Source organism: Bacteroides mucinivorans (assembly GCF_034654355.2).
GTDB classification, from domain to species: Bacteria; Bacteroidota; Bacteroidia; order Bacteroidales; family Bacteroidaceae; genus Bacteroides; species Bacteroides nordii.
Map to the genome: position 1 here is coordinate 5881488 of NZ_CP178179.1, position 21651 is coordinate 5903138.

The following is a 21651-nucleotide window of genomic DNA, read 5'->3' on the forward strand; positions in this document are numbered from 1 at the left end:
ATAAAAAGACAGGATGGGAGAAATTATTCTTTCTGCTAAACAAATAAAAGCCGAAGCTCTGCGCCTCGGCTTTTCTGCTTGTGGAGTGGCACCGGCAGAAGCGGTAAATGAAACCGTCTCCAATGCCTTTTGCCACTGGCATTCGCACGGCATGCAAGCAGGAATGAATTACATGGGCAACCACCTCGAAAAGCGCCTCGATCCCCGTTTACTGGTAGAAGGAACACGCAGCATTGTATCCGTAGCCCTCAACTATTACCCTGCCCGATTCTTACGAGAAGATCAGTATCAGTTTGCCTGGTATGCATACGGCAAAGATTACCACGATATCATGAAAGCCCGGCTGACCGCCTTACAGGAATATATCTCCGCACACTCTCCCCTACCCTTACAAAGCCGTATATTCTGTGATACAGCCCCCGTATTAGAGCGTTACTGGGCATGGCGTGCCGGATTGGGTTGGATAGGTAAAAATACCCAGCTTATTATTCCGCATGCCGGTTCCTGCTTCTTTTTAGGAGAAATATTTCTCAGTGCAGAAGCAGACGAATACGACCAACCGTTAAAAAGCTGCTGCGGAAACTGTACCCGATGTCTTGATGCCTGTCCGACAAAAGCACTGGAAGCCCCTTTTTTGCTCAATTCAGGCCGTTGTCTGTCTTATCTTACCATTGAGCACCGGGAAGCTATTCCGCCCGCAGAAGGCAAAAAAACGGGCAATAAGATATATGGCTGCGACGAATGCCAGAAAGCCTGTCCCTGGAACAGATTTTCCACTCCCTGCCAGACACCGGAATTGCAACCCACTGATGCCTTCATGCAGATGGAAAAAGAGAACTGGCATGCACTGACAGAAGAACAATACAGAGTAATCTTTAAAGGAAGTGCGGTAAAAAGAGCCAAGTACACAGGCTTGATGAGAAACATACATCAAGTAGAGAGTAACAACAAAGACGAAGTACAAACATTGCCAGACGTGTAAACATAAACATGAGACGGGATTAACAGTATCTGAGAAAATGTAAACATAGAATGCCAAACAGAAGCCGTACTTTTAGGATCTACTTTAATCCTAAAAACAACGCATCATGAAGACAATGACTTATCTTGGATTCTTATCGGTTCCCCTATGCTTCTGCCAGCACCTACAGGCACAAAACAACTCCCGGCAAACAAATTCCCCCAATATTGTTTTCATCCTTGCAGATGATATGGGTTATGGCGATGTCTCGGCATTCAATGAACATTCCGGCATTACTACCCGGAACCTGGATGAAATGGCCGATAACGGAGTCTCTTTTACCGATGCTCACTCCTGCTCGTCCGTTAGTACGCCTACCCGCTATGGGATTATCACCGGAAGATATAACTGGCGTTCGAGCCTTAAAAGCGGTGTATTATATGGGTACTCACGCCCCATTATCCCTACCACACGAAACACAATAGCTTCTATGCTAAAACAAAGCAGATATACCACAGCCTGCATCGGCAAGTGGCACCTGGGGTGGAACTGGGGTACGAAAGCCGGACACGAAAAACCAAATGCCAATGCACTGGCAGAGGAAGATGTGGATTATAGTAAACCCATCACTAACGGCCCTGCCGATTTAGGATTTGATTATTTTTACGGCTTCTGTGGTTCATTAGACATGGCTCCTTATGTCTATGTAGAAAATAGCCAGCCTACTACCACTCAGATACAAACCATCGCCAAGTCGGGAGGATCTGCCATGTGGCGGGCAGGTGCCATAGGTTCCGACTTCTCACATCAGGAGTGCTTGCCCAACCTTACCCGCCGGGCCGTAGACTATGTAAATCAACACGCCCAAAACAAGCAGCCGTTCTTTCTGTATCTGCCTCTTCCTGCACCACACACCCCTATCCTTCCGGACGAAAGATTTAAAGGGAAAACCGGGTTAGGAGATTATGGAGACTTTGTGCTAATGGTAGATGATGTGGTAGGGCAGATCCGGAAAGCGCTCAAAGACAATAATATCTCAGAAAATACCATCCTAATATTTACCACAGACAATGGTTGCTCACCGGCCGGAGGTATTGACAAGATGGCACAGAAAGGACATCGCGCCAATTACATATGGAGAGGTATGAAAGCCGATCTTTTCGACGGAGGACACCGTGTCCCTACCATCGTAGAATGGCCCAAAAGAGCCGGAAAAGGCAAATGCAACCAAACGGTCTGCCTAAACGACTTTTATGCAACGTTCGCAGCACTGAACCAATATCAGATAAAAGAGAATGAGGCAGAAGATAGTTACAACATTTTGCCATTGATCGAGAATCCCGGTTATCCCCAAACAATCCGGGAAGCCGTTGTACACCATTCCATCCGTGGTGAGTTTGCTATACGCAAAGGCGAATGGAAACTACTTTGTTCACCCAGTTCAGGAGGTTGGAGTTACCCGAAACCAAATGTAGACAAAGAAGTCATTGCTACACTGCCTCCTATTCAACTCTACAATATGAAACAAGATCCGGGAGAGAAAAACAATGTATATCAGGAACATCCGGAGGTAGTACAAGAATTAAAACAGCTGTTACAGAAGTATATACAAGACGGAAGAAGTACCCCGGGAACAGTTCAGAAAAACGATGCGACCAACAAATGGGAACAGATAAAAGGCATTATGCAGGATGATTAAAGAGAGGGGAGAAGGGAGAATGGAGAGGGGAGAAGGAGCTGCGCTATTACGCTGCATAGTACTTCTCCCTTCTCCATTCTCCCCTCTCCCTTCTCCCCTCTCCCTTCTCTTAACTCCCTTTAATTACTGCACTGTTACAGTCAGCGGAGCACGCAATTTCTGTGCAAATGCAGCTACGTATTCATTCCATGCATCGGCAGTCTTGATATCAGCTTTATCCCATGCAGAACCCCAATAATAAGTATATTCAGAGCCCGGTTCATAGTCACTGACAGCCAGTACATGACCATCTGCACCACCACGCAATTCTTTCTTCTCTTTTTCAGGGAAAAGAACCACTTTGGCGTCTTTCACTGTAGCAGGAAAAGCAGCACCCACAAAAATCTTTCCGTTATTATTGTTCACATTATCCGTCGGATCTACATAAGTAATATAACCGTTAGCAGCATCTGTCACAACGGCACCGTCCGGTTCGTGAAGAACAATACCGGTAGCAACAGGCATTGTTTCTTTCAGATTACTGTAAGCAACAACAGTCTTGTTCATATGTGAACCAGCATCCAAAGAGATCAGACGAGTCTCTATAACGTCAGAATTATCCTTTACTGTCAGCGGGTTATACACCAGTTTCACTGTGAAACGCAACGGACCATTGTCAAGTATTTCCTGTGTTGCATAGCAATACGGATAGATAATCGAATCACCCGACATCAAAGCGGCCGTACCTCCTCCGAGCGTAGGACCTACTTTATAGCAATCCAGGCCGTTACCATGATCTACATGATAAGAAACAGAACGATAAAGTTCACTTGCTGCTTTAGGATCTGTCTTTTTCAGTTCAGCAATTTTAGCTTTTGTGTCCGGGTTCAACTCGCTTGCATAACGAGCCTCTACCACCGGCTCTGTTGTATTGTATTTAGTCCAGATATCATAACCGAAAGCACGCTCACCAGTTGCCTGCAAAGCAGGGCCGTAAGTACGGAAAGCAACCAGATCATTTTCCCATGCCACGTCATCTACACGTTCAGGATAGTAACGTCCGCAAGCCTTTGTATCAAATACGGCAGGAGTACCGGCCTGAATAGTATAAGCCGCTGTTCCGTTAGCTTTTACGGTAGCCGGGAAAATTACTTTCTCATCATAAGTAATCTGATAGGGCACTTGCTGACCATCAGCATCAAGCACAACAATCTGAGCAGTGTCAGCCAATTGCAGTTTAGAAGAGACATCACCCATGGATACCTCTACCATTTCACCGGCACGTTCCATAGCGGTGGGATTTGTTACTGTAACAGTAACTGTCTTGCTCTCAGTACAAGCAAAGCTTACAAGAGCAATTGCAATAAAGAAAAATAACTTTTTCATCTTTTTGTCGTTAGTTTGATAATAAAACCCGAAAGGGCGGAGTATTCCTCCGCCCTACAGCATAACTGTATTTTATCTCTTATTTCGGTTGTTTTCCGATATATGCCAAGATACCACCGTCAACGTATAATACGTGTCCGTTTACAAAGTCAGAAGCATCTGAAGCCAGGAACACTGCAGGTCCTGCCAGGTCTTCCGGAGTTCCCCAACGGGCAGCCGGAGTCTTAGCAATGATAAATGAATCAAATGGGTGACGTGAACCATCCGGTTGGATTTCACGCAACGGAGCTGTCTGCGGAGTAGCAATATAACCCGGGCCGATACCATTACACTGGATGTTGAATTCACCATATTCAGAAGCAATGTTCTTAGTAAGCATCTTCAAACCGCCCTTAGCAGCAGCATAAGCAGATACTGTTTCACGACCCAGTTCACTCATCATAGAACAGATATTGATGATCTTACCGTGACCTTTTTTAATCATAGAAGGGATAACAGCCTTAGACACAATAAACGGAGCATTCAAGTCTACATCAATTACCTGACGGAATTCAGCTGCCGACATTTCGTGCATCGGGATACGCTTAATGATACCTGCATTGTTAACCAGAATATCGATAACGCCTACTTCTTTCTCAATCTGAGCAACCATAGCGTTCACCTGTTCTTCATTGGTTACATCGCATACATAACCTTTAGCTTCAATACCTTCAGCCTTGTAAGCAGCAATACCTTTGTCTACCAGTTCTTGTTTGATATCGTTGAACACGATTTTTGCACCTGCCTGAGCAAAAGCAGTAGCCAAAGCAAAACCGATTCCGTAAGATGCACCAGTAACAAGTGCAACTTTACCTTCTAATGAAAAGTTTACCATTATAATAATTTATTAATGTGCCAATGTACAGAGTGCCAATGAAAGCACTTATTCACACATGTGGCACGAAGGTTATTAATTAATTGTTCTTATTAAGTCGTTTCTTAAATTGACACAGGGCATATCAGCACATGCCTCATTATTTAAGATCTGTAATCAGTGAGAAATCCTGATCTCCGTAATCCAGATTTTCACCCCCCATACCCCAGATGAAAGTATAGTTATGAGTAGCAGCAGCCGAGTGAATAGACCATTCAGGAGATAATACAGCCTGATCGCCTTTCATCCATACATGGCGTGTCTCATCTACTTCACCCATAAAGTGACATACAGCATGTTCTTCGGGCACTTCGAAGTAGAAATAAGCTTCCATACGACGGCTGTGAACGTGTGCCGGCATTGTATTCCAAACACTTCCCGGAGCCAATTCCGTCATACCCATCTGCAACTGGCAAGTAGGTAATACCTGATTTACCAGCATCTTGTTTATATTTCTATGGTTAGATCCTTCCAGTGAACCCATTTCAGCCACCACTGCATCCTTCTTTGTCACTTTCTTATCAGGATAGTTACGGTGAGCAGTCAGCGAATTAAAATAGAACTTAGCAGGATTCTTTTCGTCTTTACTTTCAAAAGTCACTTCACGATCTCCTGAGCCTAAGTAAAGTGCTTCTTTATAATCGAGTTCAAATACAGCATCGCCAGCTTTTACCACACCAGGACCACCGACATTGAAAATACCCATTTCACGACGAGTAAGGAAATAAGGAGCCTTCAACGGATCGATAGCTTCAAGCTTCAGCACCTCTCCTACCGGCATTGCACCACCTACTACCATACGGTCATACATGGAATACACCATATTTACTTCGTTTGCCGAAAATACTTTTTCAATCAGAAAATCACGACGGATTCTCTTGGTGTCATAGCTTTTTGCATCTTCAGGATGCGCAGCATAGCGAATTTCATAGTTCGTTTTCATACCTTATTTATTTAAATAGTTCATAATATCATACTCTCAAATGCACGTCGTTTGCGTACACGATGCAAAAATAAGAAAAGAAAACGGCAAAACCTTGCATTTTTGTTCTTATTATCTATCAATATTGTCCACAGATGTACAATAAGGCAGTTGTTTAACAATATATAATACGAATTAAAGGAGAAAGGCATTTAAAATTAGAGATAAGAGCACAAAAGGTTTCACAACATACATTAAAAAAAAGAATGCCCCGAAAGCTATTCACTTTCAGGGCGTTTATTCTTATTTTTTGTTGTCCCACCAAGATTCGAACTTAGACAAACAGAACCAAAAACTGTTGTGCTACCATTACACCATGGGACAAACTAACTGTGCTTTCTGTTAAAAAGCGGTGCAAAGATAGTGTTATACGTCTAATTCTCCAAATATTTTGCTACTTTTTTTATTTAGCAATGATCAGATAGTAGTTCTTCTTGCCACGCTGAACAAGTAAATACTTCTCGTCAAGCAGGTCTGCAGTGGTTATAACCTGGTCAAAAGCAGCCAGTTTCTCTTTATTCAAAGAAACTCCCCCACCCTGCACCAGCTTACGCATTTCACCTTTGGATGCAAATACAGCAGCATCGTCCACAAACAAATCAACTGCCTTTACACCTTCCACCAATGCATCACGGGATACTTCAAACTGAGGAACACCCTCAAAAACCGCCAATAGCGTGTCTTCATCAAGTTTTCTCAGCGCATCAGAGGTTGCATTACCAAACAAGATGTTCGAAGCATCTACAGCCGCATTATAATCCTCTTCAGAGTGAACCATGATTGTCACTTCTTTTGCCAGACGTTTTTGAAGTACACGCAAGTGCGGAGCCTGCTGATGTTCTGCAATCAACGCATCAATCTCTTCTTTCGACAAAGCAGTAAATATCTTGATGTAACGTTCGGCATCCGAATCGCTCACATTCAACCAGAATTGGAAGAATTTATACGGAGAAGTATATTTTGCATCCAACCATACATTTCCCGATTCCGTCTTACCGAACTTACCACCATCGGCTTTTGTAATCAACGGACAAGTCAAGGCAAAAACCTCTCCCCCATTCGTACGGCGTATCAGCTCAGCACCAGTAGTGATATTGCCCCATTGATCCGAACCACCCATCTGAAGTTTACAACCTCTTGTCTGATTCAGATGCAGGAAGTCATATCCCTGAAGAAGCTGATAAGTAAACTCAGTAAATGACAAACCATCGCGAGCTTCGCCATTCAGACGTCTCTTCACCGAGTCTTTTGCCATCATATAATTTACAGTGATGTGTTTGCCCACCTCACGAACAAAATCAAGGAAAGTAAATTCTTTCATCCAGTCATAATTGTTGACCAGCTCAGCCCGATTCGGAACATCCGATTCAAAATCCAGAAACTTAGCCAACTGCTTCTTTATACAAGCCTGATTATGACGCAACGTCTCTTCGTTCAACAGATTACGCTCTGCCGATTTACCGGATGGATCGCCAATCATACCTGTTGCACCACCGATGAGTGCCAATGGTTTATGACCACAACGCTGAAGGTGGCGGAGCATCATTACGCCACACAAGTGACCAATATGCAGCGAATCAGCAGTCGGATCAATTCCGAGATAAGCCGTTACTTGCTCCTTAGCTAACAATTCTTCTGTGCCTGGCATCATATCCTGTAACATGCCACGCCATCTTAATTCTTCTACAAAATTCATCGAATGATATTAGTTTTTAAATATTTAGTCTGGGCAAAAGTACGACTCTTTCTTCGAAGAAACAACTCTTATTCATTAAAAAATACATTCTTAATGTTGCGCTGTACCCGCCCTGTGAGTTCTCCCACAGACATATTCAGTGTATCAGCTACTTTCTTATAAATTTCATGAATATCCGTCTCTGCATCATCTGTTTCCAGAAACAATCGGTCAAGTGGTACAGCACGTAAAGTATCTTCGTTGTATCTGGCACCGAATGAGAGATAAAATCCATGTCGGATAAGTTGCAAAGCAAGAGGTTCTTTCCCTCGAAAACCATGTAATATCCAGGGAACAGGACCAGAACTACGACCTTTCATCAAACTGATGATTTCCGTAGATTTCACATTATGAATTAAAACAGGCTTCAGCAGACGTTCTGCAATGCCCAACTGCCGTGAGAAGATACGTTCCTGAGCCGGTAACAATTCTTTATGTACCAGTTTATCAATACCGCACTCACCAACAGCCAATACCTGGGGATGCATAGCTAACTCCTCAAATACCCCCCAATCAATCTCATCCTCCAGTTCTACATCCCAGGGATGAATGCCTATTGAATAATATCGCCCCGGTTCCGGAGAAAATTCTTCTTTGAGAAAACGAATATTCTTAATTGCAGAAAACGTACTTTCCGTCAGGTGATGGGTATGTATATCTAATAGTTCCATAAGCAATCAAGGCACAGGGTCATAGCCGGAACCACCCCATGGATGGCAACGTAGAATTCTTCTTATAGCCAGATAAAGCCCTTTGAAAGGTCCGTGTTTCTTGATCGCTTCAATAGCATACTGCGAACAGGTAGGAGTAAAGCGGCAAGAAGGAGGGGTCATAGGTGAAATACAGGCCCGGTAAAAGTAAATAGGAAGCAACAATATGTAAGACAAAAAGCGCCTCATTCCAGCTTCTCTGCTATGCGGGCAAGCAAAATCTTCACCTTGTTCTCTATTTCAGCAGAGGAGAACAATTCATTCGACAGATAGATAAAAGCAACAGCCACCCCCTGTTCCTTCTCTTCCAAAGCCTGCCACAATCCACCCTTATTTTTCCGGTAAGCTTCGCGTATCTGCCGCTTCACCCGATTGCGTTTCACAGCACGCTTAAACCGTTTTTTGGGAACACTGATAAGAATAGACGCAGGCACCTCCTGCCTGTCAACAGACATATACACTGCACGCAAAGGAAAGACAGAAAATGAACGCGAAGCCCCGCCTGCAAACATCTTCTCAATAACAATCTTACTATAGAGCCTTTCGGCCTTGCACAATGTATTCATCTTCTCCGGTTACAAGTTAAAAAAATTACGAGCTACAAGCACTAACACACGTACAATACGCAGCACCCGTAGCTCGTAGCCCGTAACTTATTCCTTTCTTTTATTTTCCCTTATTGTTTTCCTTAATAAACATATCCAGTGCAGCTGTCATAGAAGGAGCCTGCACAGTAGGGGCCTCCAAGTCCAAACGAAGGCCGGCATCACGAACAGCTTGCGCTGTAGTAGAACCAAATGTTCCAATCTTAATATTCTTTTGATCAAAATCCGGAAAGTTCTTCTTTAATGAAGAAACACCGGCAGGACTAAAGAATACCAACATATCATAGTCAAACTCTTCTCCCTCTCCAAAATCGTTGCTGACAGTGCGATACATTACGACTTCCGTATGCTGAACATTATGCTTGTCCAGCAGGTTCTTAATGTCATCATTATGCACATCAGACATTGGCACAAGATACTTTTCAGTCTTATGCTTTACGATAGAAGGAATGAGATCCTCAATCTTACCCGTAGCTCCGAAAAATATCTTACGCTTACGATATTGCACATACTTCTGTATGTATAGCGCGATTTGCTCCGTCACACAGAAATACTTCATCGTCTCCGGAATCGTCACACGAAGCTCCGTGCAAAGGTGGAAGAAATGATCAATCGCATGACGCGAAGTAAATATGACAGCTGTGTGGTCAAGTATTGACACCTTCTGTTGTCTAACCTCTTTAGCAGAAACACTTTCCACTTTGATAAAGGGGCGGAAATCTATTTTTACGCCATACTTCTCAGCAATGTCGTAATATGGAGATTTCTCCGAAGCAGGCTTTGGCTGCGACACAAGTACTTTCTTAATTTTCAACGTCCTAAAATTTTATTACCAATATATTGTTTAGCTCTCTCAAACCCTGATACAAAAGCAAACAGGGTATGATTTCAAGGGCACAAAAGTACAAAATTAAAAGGAAAATGCCGCTAATATTATCGAAAAAAAGCTTTAACCACTTATAGAACATCAATATTTTAGTAAAAATTATCAGAAACAATCCGATTGATACTAAAAATATGATTTTCAGATCGAAGTAAACAAGGAACAATACGAATGGAAAAAGGAAAAATCCAAGATAATAGATCAATGTAGAATAGGATTCCAGCCAAAGACTTGTCCGGTTTTTATCAAAAAACACCCATCCCAGAAAAGAATAGAGCATCCATTTGGACAATAGATAAAGCAAACAAACAAGTACATAGACTCCAAGCAGCAGGCGGGGAGAGACTTCCTCCATCAAAGCCGGCTGTACATCATTGAAATAATTAAAAATACAAATACCACCCAAAATACAAGTCTGCAGTACCAACAATAACAGATACCGCACATCAGCTGCCGTAGAAGTGGCAAAGATACTGGTACGTTCCCGATGAAGTACAAAATCCTTCGCCTGTTGAGAAAGAAACTTTTTGCTACGCGCCAATGCAAAAGAAGACAAAAAGAAACAAGTCAGCAATATCAATGCTACTACATCATCCGTGCGGGGAGAGTAGGGGAGGGGCATTCCCTCAAAGCCCGATGTCAGCATTAACCACATACTCATATCGCAGCAAACTTTCGAATAGACGCATCCCAGACAGGAACCGTATATATCAATTCCACAGCCTCTTCCGGTGTAGTAGCCACATGCCAGATCTCTCCGTGCTGACGCCTCATAAAGTTTTCATCAATAGCACGCGTAAGCATATCAAGCAACGGATCAAAGAAACCATTTGTATTTAGTATAACAATCGGATTAAGATAAAGCCCCAACTGCTTCCAGGTAATAATTTCGAGTAACTCCTCCAATGTACCACAACCACCGGGCAACGCAATAACAGCATCACTCAAATCAGCCATCAATTGCTTGCGCTCGTGCATACTTTCCACTTCTACCAGTTTACTTAATCCTGTGTGATGCCATCCCTGTTCTACCATAAACTTCGGAATCACTCCGGTCACCTCTCCACCATTTTCAAGAACAGCATCTGCCACCGAGCGCATCAGCCCGATACTACCCGCCCCATTAATGAGCCGGATATGGCGTTTGGCAAGCAATTGCCCCAACTGTCGGGCGGCATTAAAGTAAACTTCATCTATCTTGGTACTTGATGCGCTGTAGACGCATACTGAATTTATCTGGTTCATAAGTTGGCTCTCTCATTAGTTACGCTTGCAAAAGTACAGGATTTCATCAAGATAACCACAAAAGAGGCCAAGAATTAAAAACAGAAATATTGTATATCTCAAGCAAAAAGAAAAGATGTCTTAATACAAATAATTAAAAGAAACTTAAGTATCCCTCCTCCAGTTTTCCTTTAGCATCCATATTTCAGACATCTTTTTAAGTCCACTCTATAAATATCATTTAAGGTACATCAATCGCCCCACAAGGTAAATCCAGCACTGCGCCATTCTCCATCTCAAATCCGGCACCGCTTCGTAACTTGATCAGACCGTTGTTTTTGACAACCACTGTACCTCCTTTCTGCACCATAAGCCGTGCATTCAGGATACTGCCACCATCCACTTCAAGCGCAGCCCCCGAACGAACTATCACCGATGAAGTATTATTCAGCGTCATCGTCTTACCACCTGGAACCACCAGGCGTCCCGACTGCAATACCACATTTCCGCAAGGAGATTCCCCGTCCCATGTTTCATTGGCATTTATCAGCATTGGTTTACAAACTGTTGGAAAATACTCTCCCGTATTTTGCGGATTACCACGCATAACGCTCCACTCTATCGCAGTAGGAATACCTTCGGTCTTCCACACATACAAATCTTTTTCATTACCAGCGATTAGTTCATTTTTACCATCATTATCAATATCTGCTACACAAGGGGCCACCAGAAACTCCTCATCTGATACTATTGGAAACCCTACAATATCACTTCCGTCATTATGTAAAGCATAAATCAATTTTTTAGAACAGAAAACAATATCCGGTATAGCATCTCCGTCTACATCAGCCAAGATTGGAGTATTCACATTGGCTGCCCATTTTATTTGTGGTAACAATCCATCAATAGGCGTACTAAAAATCTCTTCTCCTGTATGCTTCCAAGCTTTTACCATTCCAGTACCTAATATCACAACTTCCAAATGCCCATCATTATTAATATCTCCTACCGACAAAGTATGGTCTAATGAATAACCATTATCAGTGTAAGGAATAGTCTGGCTTTCATTCCATCCGGCAACTGCTTTATCCCCTTCCATACTAACGGCATAAACGTGACTAACCGCTACATCATGCTGAGAAAAGATTAATTCTTTTTTTCCATCCCCATTCAAATCACATACTACAGGAGCAGATGCCAACTTAAGAATACCCGCTCCCCAAAATGGATTCGTTGTAAAAGCTGTACCATCCTGCCGCCAGATATAAATACCTAAAGAATCATAGGAGGCTATAATCTCCATCTGCCCATCGTTATCAAGATCAGCAACCGCCAAAGCTGAATAGTTACAACTTCTACCATCATTAACATTCGGATTTATTCGCCTCAATTCATTACCATTATGATCCAGAATAAAAATATCAGAAGTCTGATGCGATTTAATAACAACCTCCATCGTCCCATCCGAACTCCCATCTAAATTGGCTATTACCGGACTTTGAAACATTGAATAAGGAATCTTTTTTTCCCATAACAAATCCGGTTTATGATCTCCATCCTTATCAAATGGAGAATAACAGTAAACTGCGTTTTTATCTTTATATGTATCATCCCACGTAGATACTACAATGTTTTGTTCCCCATTCCCAGCTAAGTCTCCAAAAGCCACTTGGCCTGTCAGCATTGTTGGTGTTTTAGCAAAACCGCTGACCGTAGTTACATTTCCATCAATATCAAACAATTCCTCACCCGTAGGCCGGAATCCCATCAAATAGCTGGTACGAGTTCCAGACCGATCTTCGTATATCCAAAATATTTCTTGTTTACCGTCATTATCAACATCTGCAATATTAGGGCTGGATACAGATGAATAAGTGCCAGTAGCAATTCTTCGTGGGAACGGACTTACCACCGGATACGAAGTCCATGTACGATAAGCCGAACTCCAGCTACTTTCATTCCCATTGTCAGAAACTGCCGCAACTTTATAATGGAACATTGTACATCCAGGAAGATTTTCATCTAAATAATATGCAGCAGTCAATGGAAATTTATTCAGTTTCCTATATGTTCCATTTTCCCCATTATCACTGCGATATATATTGTAGCTTATCTTACTATCCATAGATGTCCAATATACATTGATCGACGAACTAAAAGCCTGACTATTAATCGTTGATATATTTACCACAGCAGGTCTTGACAATGGGTTCACCGGAAAGTTCCAGGTCTTCCCATACTCATTACTTACTTGTAAAGTTAAGTTTAACATACCTGTATAGCTGGCTGATGTCTGAAATTGAAAAGCAACCGTATTTGTTTTAGCCTCGGCGAAAGGAATAGCCGGATAAGCTATTTGTGCAGACGGACACGATACTTGTGCATTGTTTGAGATAAGTACAGCTTTCAATCCTGTTGCCGTAGCATTACCTACATTCATCAAATCGATATTCATCTTTACCGTTTCTCCTGCCTCAATCGTAGTATTTCCATTACTCGTCCAAGTTACTTTCTGATTACCCATTTCTATTTCAGGAGCACAAACACCTATCCGGAATTTCTCATTGACAGAATTTGTACCATCTGTTAAGGTTAGTACAAACTCTATTGAATCCCTGCCATTCTCAATGTGTCCTTGGCAATCTTTATCAATAGCAAATACAAACTTCGTATTCGATACCTGGCTGGCTCCCGCATTTATTTTACCAAATGAAGCTACATTATTTATTAAACTGATTTCCGGAGAGTTACAAGTTAACCTTCCCGTTACAACACCAGAGACTGCACCTCCTTCATTTTTCAACGTTACGGAGAGTTCTATCTTTTCTCCTGCATCCAGTTGCTTATCATTATTTCCATTACTTTCTCCCGTCTTATCATCATCATACGTCAAATCGGAAACATGAAGAACAGCATTCGGGCTAACACCCACCGGTATCGTTGTTTCAAAAGGACGGAAATTATGAGATGTGATTGTTACCTCCATTACTCCTGTAGTTTTAGGAGTAACAACAAATGACTGAGTACCATTCTGCATTGTCTGAACGGTATATACCTCGTCTCCTTTTTGCAGGCAGACCATAGCTGTTTGTGAATTGGGCAAATTATTAATTGTTACTGTTATGGTGGCACTTCCATTCTGTATTGAGCTTGGAGTTATACTAACATTCAAATTCTGAGGAATTCCAGTCCACACTTGCATTTCCGGATCACCCAATAGATGTAAAGAGCAATTTCCTTCATTGACAGGTGGATTATAAGAAGTATTTGCTTTTATATGTAAATATGATAAATCGTATCTATCGGTTAAAGATGGAGTTTCTTTATACAACTCTTTACAGAAACGTTGATATTGTGAATATTCACTAGCCCAACCAATATCTGTATTCCCAATAAAAGCAACAGCTCCTCCATTCGGATTATTCAAAAAATGTTCTGCTATACAGTCTTTAGTTATATCCGCAGGAGTACAACCACCAGACATCACTATTTGATTATAATTTCCATTTGATAATTTGTCAACATCAAATTTACTTATCGATTGATTCTTCATTTTTGATGATGTTCCCATACCATTCGGCGAAGAATGATCCATGTGGTAAACAATGTGAAAATGACCATAATTAGAATTTCCACCATTGTTTAAAGCATTTAAAAAATTTGTAGAAGAGAGTTCTTCATTACCTTCAAAACGGCAAACATTACCTAATACAGGATCTGATAAATCCTTTTCTTCATCACATTTTACATAATCCCAATACCCCCGTGCATTTCTATATGCGCAACGAAGTATATCGGTACCTAAATAGTCATCATACATAAACCATGATTTAACCATATTATTTTTGCTGTTTTTATACTCATGATAGTTTATTATCAATGCGTCTTTTCCTTCATCATACAATAAATATGTATTACATTCTCCACTGCTTATAAATGCATCGACAACCAATGCATTATTGTAGTATCGCGTATCTTCTACTCCTATACATTTTTCATAATTAATAACTTTGCTAACAAAAATTTCTGCTTCTTCCTTATTTTCAACAGAAGCTCTTCCCAGCTTAAATGTCACCCCAAACGCATTATTACCAAAACAATCTACAAACATATTATTACCATTAACGCGCCATTCTCCTTGATCCGCACAAGTATAATAATAATCTACTGCAACTAAAGACGGTCCTTTTGAGCTCCTTGACTTTTTCATACGAGTAGGAATAATATTTGTATCTCCCCCTAACAAAACAAATAACGAACCATATATAGACCGAATATCCTTCAGGTAATTACGAATTTTCTCTTGTGTATCACCTCCGCGATATTTTTCAACTATATTCTCCACTGTTTCAATAATAGTAGGTATACCCTTCTTTGTTTTCCAATCTGCCAAAGCTTGAAAAGAATTTTTCAAACTCTCATTCGTGATAATTAAATATTCCGGTACTATCTCTTTCACTGGTGATAAACTTTGATTAGCATATTGCACAAAAAAGTCTAACATATCTGCATTATCTACAATTGATTGAACATATTCTCTGTCCATCGCACTTAATCGTTTAGACTGTTTCTCTGGGGTAGACGTACGAGATATTGTTCTATTCATAGAATATTCTAAAGAAAAAGAGAAATCACAGAGATATAGTTTTCTTTCAAGAGGAATATACTCTATTGGGCAAAACTTAACCGAAACAATATGATAACCAAAATCTTCTCTATCAGAAATAACTTCAGCATATTGCCCCGGAAAGGGGTTCGACGAATTATAAATTTCTTTATTAGGATCTACCCAACTGGAATAACCTTCTCCCACAGGAGTAGGATATTGAGCTGGAATCACCAACAAATTTTCACCTATCAATTGTTTACTTATGGAAGTTATCTGAATCGTTGATACTTCCGCATTATTAGGTAAAACAAAAGATTTCACACAGTATGGAAGTTTAGGACTTCCAACTTCTTCTGTATAACACATTGTCCTTGCCCAAACCTCAGTATATTCATTTCCAGTTTGAATAGAAAAATCTACATTTTGTATCCATTTAATAGTACCATTTATTTGTGCATATGAAACAGTACATAATAATGCAAACAAAATAGTTAAAATGTGTTTTTTCATAGTATTTTAATTTGATAGTTTAAAAATTTCCTGATTACCATCAACAGTAGCAACTTTCACTAAAAGTAGTCCTTTGGATAGTTTAGAAGTGACCAATTCCCAAATCCTATTATTAATACATTCATTCCAAATACAAATTCCAATAGTATTATATATCTCTACTGTTTCAACCTCTTTGTCGCTTTTCAAATACAATATACCACTCTCCATCCAAACTTTTGAAGTAGAATTTTCTACTCGATTTGAATTTATACCGGTGTCTCCATTTATTGAATAAAAATCTTGCCAATAAGGAGTATTACGATAAAGATCAAAACTCTTTTCAGGAACAAATAAATTAATATTACTAGGAGTTGCAAAAGGATTACCAATTATAGTAGGAGGTATTAATGCATTGCATTCTACACTATTTAAGCAAATATAATCCATAAATCTCGTTGGTACACGTCTAACCATCCAAAAAGCATTATCTTCTATTTGGATTATAGATTCTGGTAAAATAACCTTTGACATTTCCCCACTTTCAAAAGCACTTTCACCAATTATTTCAGTTCCCTCTGGAACAATCGCAGGTTCTTTTAATCGTGGAAAACATAAAAGAGTTTTTTCATCTTTAGAAAATAATATACCATCTATAGCTATACAATTCTTACTATCTTTTAATGTCTGAAAAGAGCTAATTCCAGATCCTAAAAAAATATATCTCCCTATTTCTTTGGGGAAATTTTTCCATATAATCGTTTCTAGTCTCCAACAGTCTTGAAAAGCTAAATTCCCTATTTTATTCAATGTAAAAGGTAATATCAACTTATTTACTTGAGCATTTCTAAATGCATTTTCACTTATTTCTTCTACCCCTTCTGGAACTCTATATTCTTCAACTGTTTTATTTGTTGAATAATTAATTAAAGTTTTTCCATCAACAGAAAAAACGACACCATCAATCACAACATTTTGGGAATACAATAAAGTACCCCAAAATATGAAAATCGAAAATTGCAATATTCTATTCATAATTCTTTCCGATTAAATTAATTAAAAGTTTAATTTGATAACTTCTCTATCTCCATCTTCATAAATAACCTGTAGTAAACCGAAAAATCCATCAAGAAAAGAAGTATTACAAGTAGTGTTATTACTATTAACCCTATTCTTTTCATATACAACACTTCCATTTAGATCGATTAATCTTACTGTTTCCAATGGTTTTAAAGTTTCTATGTAAATTGTTCCATCCACACAATTAACTTTCAAAGCAGAAGCTGAATTTTCAGAAATTCCTTGTGGAGGTCCAGGAGTATACCCTTTTATAGTTCCGAATGTATTCCACTGAGAAGTGTTTTTATATAATTCCTCAGACTCTTTTGGAACCAATAAAGTACTATTACCAACATTGTTTTCAGTAAACACTTCACCTTCCAATTCGGGAGGAGTCAATACATCACAAGTAAATTCAAAATTATAATACGAAGGCTCTGAGCGTGTTGGCAAGGCAGGTTTAATATCATCAAAGGCATGCTCTCTAATCAAACGCACACTACCAGGAATATAAATAATTCCATAAGCAAAATAACAATCCTGAAATGTATACCTGTCAATTATTTCAACATACCCCATATTCCCTGCCATATACCCAAAAGCTATGTATACAGTTTTCCTATCTTTGGAATAAACAAAATTATCGTCCGATACTTGACAATAAGGATTACCCTCAGTAACTACAAAACGTCTTCCTCTACTCCAAACACGATTTCCAATAATGGGGAATTTCCCTGTAAGAATGAAATCAGATGGACCATTGTAAAATGCAGAATCGTTTATATGAGTTAATGTAGTTGGGAATGTCACTTCCCCTATTTGAGCTCCTGCAAATGCTTTTTTACCTATAATTTTCGTACCTTCAGGTATTACATATTCTTTATAGAACTTATCTGTAGGAAACTTTATCAATATACTTCCATCTGCTGAAAAGGTAACCCCATCAACCACTATATTCTGAGAATACAACAAAGTACTCCAAAATATAAAAATTGTAAACTGTAATATTCTATTCATAATTACCTCACATTTATTCGGTTAATATCATCTTTTTCGTACCAACTTCTTGGCCATCTACAATCAACGAATACATATACATTCCCGGAGTCAACTCATAGCCATTGATAGTTACCGAACCATTTCCTCGTGACTCAATATTGAGCTGTTTAATCTGTTTCCCTTGAAGGTTATAGATATGAATACTGGCTCTGGAAGATGCTTCGGGGATAAAGAAAGAAATGGTAGTCTGCTCCTTGAAAGGATTGGGTATATTGGAATAAAGTTTGGCTTTCAGCTTTTCATCCAGCAATGAGTTTACATCCGATTGTTCATCTACAGCACCAATAACAGATCTGGTTTGAACGATCTTAGATTGTCTTAATTCATCAATTTCGTTCTGCTGTTTATCTATTTCGTTTTGTTGTTCTTTGATGGCTTCCACTAATAAAGGAATAATTTCAGAATAAGCAATGGCTTTCTTTCCATTGGGTAATGTATAAACAGCTTCCGGGAATATTTCTTCCAATTCCTGAGCGATAAAACCGGACTTCTTTCTTTTCTTTTCAGCTTTTATCTTATTAACGATCTCAACCGGTACAGGAGACTGAGCGGATAAAGTATCTCTGGAAGAAACATCACTTTGAAGAGTGCTTGCAGTAGTTGATTCATCAGCCTGTTCCTTTAGCTTATAGGTAACACCTCTCATTTGTCTGATCGTATTCAGGCTATTGTTTATTGAACTTATATTTTCTTTATAGGATTCATCAGAGGCTGTCAATAAACTACCTTTAGAATAAACATTTCCATCCCCGGTCACATAAAAAGTAAACTGACCACTTCTTCTCACAACATAAGCCACATCGGTATCCCGGTTTGAATAAACTTTTATGACATCACCATAATCGTAGGGATACTTTGCATAAGCCATTAATGCAGATCTCTCCCCATAAGTATATATGTTAATATACTCAGGAGTATCCAGTTCTATAGAGGGATCGGCCCCAAGACCAATACCACCATCTTTATTTATTGTTATTCCAGATTTTGCTACTCCTCCAAAATTTAAATAGCCATAATCTCCGTTAGAATATAATTTAAAAAGAAGAGGATTGGTCAATGCGCTGTTATAAATAGTCAATCCGCCGGCAGTACCTGCCTTTCCAATATCCAGAAGGCTGTACTTGGGAGTAGTAGTACCAATTCCAACTTTACCATTTGAAAGCACTTTTAATTGTGCATGACTCGCTGAACAGCAGAAGAAAAGAATAATTGAGATGAAAATTGCATTGTTAGTTTTCATGAGTGTGTGTTTTTAAAGTTATTAATAATAGCAAATAGTTTAGTCCTAGTTTCTCCTACTTAGTTAGGGTCATTCTTTTCACATCAATCACATTTCCATCAACGATCAAAGAATACAAATACATACCTGCCTCCAGTTGGCTACCCGCCAAAGTGACAGAGCCCTCACCTTTTTGAGATAAAGTGAATTGCTCAATTTGTTTACCGCTCATATTATAGATAAGTAAATTGGCTTTTTGGGCATCTTGTGGAATAATATATTTGATCACCGTATTATCTGTAAAAGGATTAGGCATATTTTGAAATAATTCCGGTGCTATGATATCCCTGTACTCAGAAGAAGAGTCATCATCTCCACCTTTTGATACAGCCGCTCTCGTAAGGCCTTTATCTGATTTCAGATTATTCACTTCCATAGCCAACTCTTGGATAGATTGTACCAATAAAGGAATCATTTCAATATAATTAATGCTCAGTTCGCCTTGTGCATTTTCATACACCAGATCGGGATATACTTCTTTCAGTTCCTGTGCAACAAAGCCATAATGCGCTTTAGAATAAGCCTGAGCCTCTTCTACCGAAAGTTCCAAAGAACTAATCGCCAGGCTATCGCCTGCATTTCTAACCTTGGAAACATTCTGTGCGGCAGGTTGCTCTAAATTGTAGCGAACAGAATTCAACTGACTGAGCTTATCTGTTACACTCACATCAGCAGCAGAAACCCTCGATAAAGGAGACAAGCTTTGCTGAGAAGTAGCCGTAGGAGTTAATAACTGGCCATAAATACTACCAGTCACGTATACATTGCCTCTGAAAAAGCCGGCATAACGCCCCGGAACAGATTCTCCCCAATCATAAGCATTTGAAGTGCCATATATACCCGCTCCATTGACAGAACCATCAAGAGCTCCTAAAACACCAAAGTTATACCCGGAAGTGCAATTCCCTGCTCTTCCAAATACACCGTAAGCCCGTCCGCCTCCCAAAGGAGAACCAGCAACGGTATATCCACGTGTACCTATATTGAAAGAATTTGCATTGGGTGTGGCATCTCCTGTTATACCGATCCCCCACCCACCGTTCGGTGCTATTCCTGTACGATGCACCATTATACCTCTTTTCGTTGATTCAACAAAAACATCACTTTCCGTATTACCATTCCCATTTACACTTATCGTAGATAAAGGAGTTACGTCACTTTTAACAGCAACATTACCATTGGGATTCACTATTAATTGAGCAGATGCGAATGAACAGACAAACAGCAGACATGCAAAACATAAAATCTTTTTCATAAGTAAATGTATTTTAAGATTAGACTTCCAGAACCAATAATGTGTATCAGAAATATAACAACAGCTAATTAACCTCTAAAGATAAACAAAATTCTACAACAATAAAGCAAAAAGATGTCTTAATACAAATAATTAAAAGAAACTTAAGTATCCCTCCTCCAGATTTCTTTCAACATCTATATTTCAGACATCTTCTCAAAATTGTCTTACAAGTATATTATAGTTATTTCATTGCTGATAAATTCACTTTTCTATACTTGTAGCCATCTCCTAATTTCAATACTAACACCATAGTACTTTTTAAGTAGATATACATCATTATAACGAGAATTCAGCCCATAATGCAGTAGCATCCCCCGTAACGTCCAATCGATAATCACCAGCCTCTTCTGCATCTAAGTTTATAAATACCACCTCCGGCGTAGCAAAATTCTCAGAATAAACAACCTCGCCTGTAGAAGCATTAACTACTGTAATAATAACATCTTTAATGGAAGACGAAAAGTCAAGACGCATCGTTTTCTCACACATGAAAGCCTTAACAGGAGTAAGGGCTGGACTACGCAGTATTAGATCATCATTAGAATTTGTAGAGTGTCCTTTTAAAGGAACCGAATACCATACCAGCCCATTCGTTACATCATCATTTAGAACTTCTTCAGCCGCAACCGGCTGGCTATACAATACAGTAGAAATAATGAATAAAAAAAAGAATAATTTTGCCATAATATTATTTGTTTTATATTTACTGTCAAAATTATACGATTTATTCATAAACCAGGGTATAATACATGTGTAGTTATTTGTTAAAGCGCAAACCAACA

At 39.6% G+C, this 21651-nt stretch carries 18 protein-coding genes and 1 tRNA gene; 2 read left to right on the plus strand and 17 right to left on the minus strand.

All coding sequences use genetic code 11. From position 1 onward, the window contains the following. Positions 1-13: 13 nt before the first annotated feature. Positions 14-982, plus strand: coding sequence for a tRNA epoxyqueuosine(34) reductase QueG (gene queG, locus VCM39_RS21970; RefSeq protein ID WP_322933573.1), 969 nt, complete (start codon positions 14-16; stop codon positions 980-982). Between the two features lie 106 nt (positions 983-1088). After that, positions 1089-2660, plus strand: a complete 1572-nt coding sequence (locus tag VCM39_RS21975) for an arylsulfatase (RefSeq protein ID WP_322933572.1) — start codon at positions 1089-1091, stop codon at positions 2658-2660. Between the two features lie 123 nt (positions 2661-2783). On the opposite strand, the gene VCM39_RS21980 is transcribed toward VCM39_RS21975, so the two are convergent. The 17 genes from VCM39_RS21980 to VCM39_RS22060 form a co-directional block, all read right to left on the minus strand. Then, entirely contained in the window at positions 2784-4025 is a 1242-nt protein-coding gene (locus tag VCM39_RS21980; protein ID WP_322933571.1) for a DUF4861 domain-containing protein, read from the minus strand. A 79-nt stretch (positions 4026-4104) separates the two neighbouring features. Beyond that, on the minus strand, positions 4105-4899 hold the full coding sequence (locus tag VCM39_RS21985; protein ID WP_002558561.1) for a gluconate 5-dehydrogenase: 795 nt from the start codon (positions 4897-4899) through the stop codon (positions 4105-4107). 139 nt (positions 4900-5038) lie between these two features. Then, complete coding sequence (kduI, locus tag VCM39_RS21990; RefSeq protein ID WP_007483201.1) at positions 5039-5881, minus strand: 5-dehydro-4-deoxy-D-glucuronate isomerase; 843 nt, start codon at positions 5879-5881, stop codon at positions 5039-5041. A 292-nt stretch (positions 5882-6173) separates the two neighbouring features. Next, positions 6174-6244, minus strand: a tRNA-Gln gene (locus VCM39_RS21995). Positions 6245-6323: 79 nt separating this feature from the next. Then, positions 6324-7616, minus strand: a complete 1293-nt coding sequence (tyrS, locus tag VCM39_RS22000) for a tyrosine--tRNA ligase (RefSeq protein ID WP_002558559.1) — start codon at positions 7614-7616, stop codon at positions 6324-6326. Between the two features lie 68 nt (positions 7617-7684). Then, the gene (locus VCM39_RS22005; protein WP_322933570.1) at positions 7685-8326 is read right to left on the minus strand and encodes a TatD family hydrolase; all 642 of its coding nucleotides are present in this window, start codon (positions 8324-8326) and stop codon (positions 7685-7687) included. A 6-nt stretch (positions 8327-8332) separates the two neighbouring features. Continuing rightward, positions 8333-8554 (minus strand): membrane protein insertion efficiency factor YidD, encoded by a 222-nt coding sequence (gene yidD, locus VCM39_RS22010; RefSeq protein ID WP_002558557.1) that lies wholly within the window; start codon positions 8552-8554, stop codon positions 8333-8335. After that, the gene (rnpA, locus tag VCM39_RS22015) at positions 8551-8931 is read right to left on the minus strand and encodes a ribonuclease P protein component (RefSeq protein ID WP_002558556.1); all 381 of its coding nucleotides are present in this window, start codon (positions 8929-8931) and stop codon (positions 8551-8553) included. The genes yidD and rnpA overlap by 4 nt, the downstream gene beginning before the upstream one ends. A 100-nt stretch (positions 8932-9031) precedes the next feature. Further along, positions 9032-9784 (minus strand): uroporphyrinogen-III synthase, encoded by a 753-nt coding sequence (locus VCM39_RS22020; RefSeq protein WP_002558555.1) that lies wholly within the window; start codon positions 9782-9784, stop codon positions 9032-9034. Between the two features lie 4 nt (positions 9785-9788). Continuing rightward, complete coding sequence (locus VCM39_RS22025) at positions 9789-10514, minus strand: DUF4271 domain-containing protein (RefSeq protein ID WP_221648410.1); 726 nt, start codon at positions 10512-10514, stop codon at positions 9789-9791. Further along, positions 10511-11098 carry a TIGR00730 family Rossman fold protein gene (locus VCM39_RS22030; RefSeq protein WP_322933569.1) on the minus strand — a complete coding sequence of 196 codons (588 nt, stop codon included), beginning with the start codon at positions 11096-11098 and terminating at the stop codon, positions 10511-10513. The genes VCM39_RS22025 and VCM39_RS22030 overlap by 4 nt, the downstream gene beginning before the upstream one ends. Before the next feature lie 220 nt (positions 11099-11318). Further along, positions 11319-16196 (minus strand): C25 family cysteine peptidase, encoded by a 4878-nt coding sequence (locus tag VCM39_RS22035; protein ID WP_322933568.1) that lies wholly within the window; start codon positions 16194-16196, stop codon positions 11319-11321. 6 nt (positions 16197-16202) lie between these two features. After that, positions 16203-17210, minus strand: coding sequence for a leucine-rich repeat domain-containing protein (locus tag VCM39_RS22040; RefSeq protein WP_322933567.1), 1008 nt, complete (start codon positions 17208-17210; stop codon positions 16203-16205). A 21-nt stretch (positions 17211-17231) separates the two neighbouring features. Continuing rightward, the gene (locus tag VCM39_RS22045; RefSeq protein WP_322933566.1) at positions 17232-18251 is read right to left on the minus strand and encodes a leucine-rich repeat protein; all 1020 of its coding nucleotides are present in this window, start codon (positions 18249-18251) and stop codon (positions 17232-17234) included. A gap of 13 nt (positions 18252-18264) precedes the next feature. Beyond that, on the minus strand, positions 18265-19533 hold the full coding sequence (locus VCM39_RS22050; RefSeq protein WP_322933565.1) for a tail fiber domain-containing protein: 1269 nt from the start codon (positions 19531-19533) through the stop codon (positions 18265-18267). 55 nt (positions 19534-19588) lie between these two features. Next, a complete protein-coding gene (locus VCM39_RS22055; protein ID WP_322933564.1) occupies positions 19589-20827 on the minus strand; it encodes a T9SS type A sorting domain-containing protein in 1239 nt (412 codons plus the stop codon). Between the two features lie 318 nt (positions 20828-21145). Further along, positions 21146-21553: a DUF3244 domain-containing protein gene (locus tag VCM39_RS22060; RefSeq protein WP_322933563.1), complete on the minus strand. Its 408-nt coding sequence runs from the start codon at positions 21551-21553 to the stop codon at positions 21146-21148. Positions 21554-21651: the final 98 nt, after the last annotated feature.

Excerpts from the sequence above, each read along its gene's own strand:
- VCM39_RS22035 (WP_322933568.1), bottom strand. The coding sequence starts at position 16,196 with ATGAAAAAACACATTTTAACTATTTTGTTTGCATTATTATGTACTGTT.
- VCM39_RS22025 (WP_221648410.1), bottom strand. The coding sequence starts at position 10,514 with ATGAGTATGTGGTTAATGCTGACATCGGGCTTTGAGGGAATGCCCCTC.
- kduI (WP_007483201.1), bottom strand. The coding sequence starts at position 5,881 with ATGAAAACGAACTATGAAATTCGCTATGCTGCGCATCCTGAAGATGCA.
- tyrS (WP_002558559.1), bottom strand. The coding sequence starts at position 7,616 with ATGAATTTTGTAGAAGAATTAAGATGGCGTGGCATGTTACAGGATATG.
- VCM39_RS21975 (WP_322933572.1), top strand. The coding sequence starts at position 1,089 with ATGAAGACAATGACTTATCTTGGATTCTTATCGGTTCCCCTATGCTTC.
- VCM39_RS22050 (WP_322933565.1), bottom strand. The coding sequence starts at position 19,533 with ATGAAAACTAACAATGCAATTTTCATCTCAATTATTCTTTTCTTCTGC.
- VCM39_RS21980 (WP_322933571.1), bottom strand. The coding sequence starts at position 4,025 with ATGAAAAAGTTATTTTTCTTTATTGCAATTGCTCTTGTAAGCTTTGCT.
- yidD (WP_002558557.1), bottom strand. The coding sequence starts at position 8,554 with ATGAGGCGCTTTTTGTCTTACATATTGTTGCTTCCTATTTACTTTTAC.
- queG (WP_322933573.1), top strand. The coding sequence starts at position 14 with ATGGGAGAAATTATTCTTTCTGCTAAACAAATAAAAGCCGAAGCTCTG.
- VCM39_RS22005 (WP_322933570.1), bottom strand. The coding sequence starts at position 8,326 with ATGGAACTATTAGATATACATACCCATCACCTGACGGAAAGTACGTTT.
- VCM39_RS22060 (WP_322933563.1), bottom strand. The coding sequence starts at position 21,553 with ATGGCAAAATTATTCTTTTTTTTATTCATTATTTCTACTGTATTGTAT.
- VCM39_RS22055 (WP_322933564.1), bottom strand. The coding sequence starts at position 20,827 with ATGAAAAAGATTTTATGTTTTGCATGTCTGCTGTTTGTCTGTTCATTC.
- VCM39_RS22030 (WP_322933569.1), bottom strand. The coding sequence starts at position 11,098 with ATGAACCAGATAAATTCAGTATGCGTCTACAGCGCATCAAGTACCAAG.
- rnpA (WP_002558556.1), bottom strand. The coding sequence starts at position 8,931 with ATGAATACATTGTGCAAGGCCGAAAGGCTCTATAGTAAGATTGTTATT.
- VCM39_RS22040 (WP_322933567.1), bottom strand. The coding sequence starts at position 17,210 with ATGAATAGAATATTGCAATTTTCGATTTTCATATTTTGGGGTACTTTA.
- VCM39_RS21985 (WP_002558561.1), bottom strand. The coding sequence starts at position 4,899 with ATGGTAAACTTTTCATTAGAAGGTAAAGTTGCACTTGTTACTGGTGCA.
- VCM39_RS22045 (WP_322933566.1), bottom strand. The coding sequence starts at position 18,251 with ATGAATAGAATATTACAGTTTACAATTTTTATATTTTGGAGTACTTTG.